The following is a 3019-nucleotide window of genomic DNA, read 5'->3' as shown; positions in this document are numbered from 1 at the left end:
TGCCGGTGCAGCGCCTGTGCAAGAGCTGATCATCCCCTTCCTAAACTGGGACCTTCCCGCGCTAGAAGTGATTGGCGTCCTTCTCTTCATTGGCGCGATGGGCAAGTCAGCCCAGTTCTTCCTGCATGTCTGGCTGCCAGACGCGATGGAAGGCCCGACACCCGTCTCCGCGCTCATCCACGCCGCGACCATGGTGACGGCAGGCGTCTATCTCGTCTGTCTTGTCTCTCCGGTCTATGAATATGCGCCAGTTGCAGCCGGTATGGTAACATTTATCGGGGCGGTAACCGCGCTCTATGCCGCGACGGTCGGCATGGCCCAGAACGACATCAAGCGCGTGATCGCCTATTCGACATGTTCACAGCTTGGCTACATGTTCTTCGCCGCAGGCATCGGTGCCTATCAGGCCGCAATGTTCCACCTGTTCACGCACGCTTTCTTCAAGGCGCTGCTCTTCCTCGGGGCAGGCTCCGTCATCCACGGCATGCACCATGAGCAGGACATGCGCCGCATGGGCGGTGTCGCGAAATACATGCCGCTGACCTATGCAGCGATGATGATTGGGACGATCGCCATTATCGGTCTCGGCCTGCCGCATTCGCAACTTGGCTTTGCCGGCTTCTTCTCGAAGGACGCCATTCTGGAAACCGCCTTTGCCGCGACTGAGAACGGCATCACTTTCGCGACCGTTGCCTTCTGGTTCGGTATACTGGCTGCGCTTCTGACGAGCTTCTATTCCTGGCGGCTCATCTACATGACGTTCCATGGCCCGCGCGAGGATTCGATCCCGCCGGACGTGCCGGAAGTCGACAGTCATGCCGATGATCACCTTGCGCATGACGAGCACGACCATGCGCATGCCCATCATGGCGATCCGCATGAATCGCCGCTGGTGATGCTGATCCCGCTGGGGCTTCTGTCGCTCGGTGCCATCTTTGCAGGCTTTATTTTCTACGGCTCGTTTGTCGGCTACGATCAAGCACAGTTCTGGGCGGGCGCGATCTACACGACCCCTGACAACCACCTGCTCGAAGAGAAGTATAATGTGCCTGAATGGGTCTTCTGGGCGCCGCTGATCGTGACGGTGACAGGCTTCCTGATTGCGACTTTCACCTATCTGTTCAACCGGGGCTTCGGCGCGAAGATCGCCAAGAGCGGCGGACCGCTACACAGCCTGTTCTCGAACAAGTGGTATTTCGACGAGATCTACAATGCCACGCTGATCCGTGGCAGCCGCATGCTCGGCAATTTCTTCTGGAAGACGGGTGACAGGAAGATCATCGATGGCTTCGGGCCCGATGGTGTGACGTCTCTCGTCCGCTGGGGCTCTCGCCGACTGTCGGCGATGCATACCGGCTATCTCTATCACTACGCATTCGTGATCATCGGCGCGGCGCTTGTCTTTGGCGCGGTGATCATCTGGCGCGTCGGAGGCGCGGGCTAATGGGCAACTTCCCAATTCTGACAGCGGTTACCTTCCTGCCGCTCGCTGGTGCTGTGCTCATCATGCTGGTGCGCGCGATGACAGGCGGGCAGGACAGCGATGTCGCGGGCGGCAACAAGGCGCTGGTCGCGGGTCTGATCTTTTCGGTCGCGACTTTCCTTGCTTCTCTTGTCATGCTCGCAAGCTTTGATATGTCCGCGCCCGGCTACCAGCTGGTCGAGGAGGTGAGCTGGTTTGCCAACGTTCAGTACAAGCTTGGCGTCGACGGGATGTCGCTTCTCCTGATCTTGCTGACGACGCTGCTCACACCGATCAGCCTCATCGCGTCCTTCGGCTCGGTGAAAGAGCGGTTGACTGAATACACAATCGCCTTCCTGATCCTAGAGACCTTCATGATCGGCGTTTTCTGCGCGCTTGATCTTGTTGTCTTCTACGTCTTCTTCGAAGCTGGTCTCATTCCGATGTTCATCATCATTGGTGTCTGGGGCGGTGTCGATCGGATCTATGCCTCGTTCAAATTCTTCCTCTACACGCTGCTCGGGTCACTCTTCATGCTGGCTGCGATCGTCTTCATGTACCTGCAGGCAGGCACGTCCGATGTCACCGTACTGGAGACCTATGCCTTCGCGCCGGAAGTGCAGATCTGGCTCTGGCTCGCTTTCTTTTCGTCCTTTGCGGTCAAGCTGCCCATGTGGCCGGTCCACACCTGGTTGCCCGATGCGCACGTTCAGGCGCCAACGGCAGGCTCCGTCATCCTGGCGGCAATCCTCCTGAAGATGGGGGGATACGGTTTCATCCGTTTCTCTCTGCCAATGTTCCCCGATGCGAGTCAGTTGTTCCAGCCGATGATGTTCATCTTGTCGGTGGTGGCTATCGTCTATGCCTCGCTCGTCGCCTGGCGCCAGACAGATATGAAGAAACTCATCGCCTATTCGTCGGTCGCGCATATGGGCTTCGTGACGCTGGGCATCTTCTCGTTCACCGAGGTTGGTCTACAGGGCGCGATCTTCCAGATGATCTCTCACGGTCTGATCTCAGGCGCACTCTTCCTGATCGTCGGTGTTGTTTATGACCGGATGCACACGCGCGAAATCGCTGCCTATGGCGGCTTGGTTCACAAGATGCCGGTCTATGCGGCGATCTTCATGCTGTTCTCCATGGCCAATGTCGGCTTGCCCGGCACCAGCGGCTTTGTCGGCGAAATCCTGACCATGGCCGGTGCGTTCCAGGCGTCCACATGGGCAGCGGCAGGCGCTGCGCTGGGTGTGATCTTCTCGGCCGTTTACATGCTGACGCTTTATCGGCGCACCGTATTCGGGAAGATCACCAACCCCGCACTCGAGGCGATACAGGATATCAGCATCAAGGAGCTGATCTGTCTGGCTCCCCTCATCATTGGTACGATCCTTCTAGGTATCGCGCCAAACATCATTTTCACGGTTACGCGCGAGTCGACGCTGCGCGCGCTTCAGATGATCACCGGAGGTTAGTCGCCCATGTTTGAATTCGAGGCGATGATTACGGCGATTGGCCCGGAATTCTTCCTGGCGGTTGCAGGTCTTGTCGGTGTCCTTC

Annotated in this window: 2 protein-coding genes; both read left to right on the top strand. The window is 58.1% G+C overall.

Annotation, left to right across the window (positions count from 1 at the left end; translation table 11 throughout):
- Positions 1-1444 (top strand): NADH-quinone oxidoreductase subunit L (locus WA989_RS15985; protein WP_424341474.1); only part of this gene is annotated, 1444 nt, incomplete at its 5' end.
- Positions 1444-2934 carry an NADH-quinone oxidoreductase subunit M gene (locus WA989_RS15980; RefSeq protein WP_424341473.1) on the top strand — a complete coding sequence of 497 codons (1491 nt, stop codon included), beginning with the start codon at positions 1444-1446 and terminating at the stop codon, positions 2932-2934. The genes WA989_RS15985 and WA989_RS15980, both read left to right, overlap by 1 nt.
- The last annotated feature ends 85 nt before the right edge of the window (positions 2935-3019 follow it).

The organism is Henriciella sp. (assembly GCF_049649345.1).
Classification (GTDB): domain Bacteria; phylum Pseudomonadota; class Alphaproteobacteria; order Caulobacterales; family Hyphomonadaceae; genus Henriciella.
The sequence above is the reverse complement of the archived record's forward strand: the minus strand, read 5'-3'. Positions and strand labels throughout refer to the sequence as shown.

What these genes read in the sequence shown, in the direction of transcription:
- WA989_RS15980 (WP_424341473.1), top strand. Translation starts at nt 1,444, where the DNA reads ATGGGCAACTTCCCAATTCTGACAGCGGTTACCTTCCTGCCGCTCGCT.